General features: G+C 70.5%; 1 pseudogene. It reads right to left on the bottom strand.

Features of this window, described 5'->3' with window-relative positions:
- A pseudogene (locus BV453_RS01690) lies at positions 1-285 on the bottom strand (DUF4097 family beta strand repeat-containing protein); the annotation flags it as partial.

Below are 285 nucleotides of genomic sequence, written 5' to 3'. Positions count from 1 at the left end.
CCACCTGCACCGAGCCGCTCGAGATCTCCCCCAGCTGGATGCTGCCGTACGCCGTCTTCGCCGATACCGCGGCGAGCGCCCGGGCGATCTCGAGGTCGCCGTAGGAGAGTTTCGCGTCGAGGTCGCCGCCGGCCTGGCCGACCGTGATGCTGCCGTGTGATGCCTTGAGGCTGGCGTCGCCCGTGACGGTGCCGATGCGGATCTGACCGTGGTCGGCGGTGATCTCGATGTCGCCCTCCGCGGCACCGAGGGTGGCGTTGCCGTTACCGGCGCGCAGCCAGAGGT

This window comes from Microbacterium sp. ER1 (assembly GCF_023383675.1).
GTDB lineage: Bacteria > Actinomycetota > Actinomycetes > Actinomycetales > Microbacteriaceae > Microbacterium.
The sequence above is the reverse complement of the archived record's forward strand: the minus strand, read 5'-3'. Positions and strand labels throughout refer to the sequence as shown.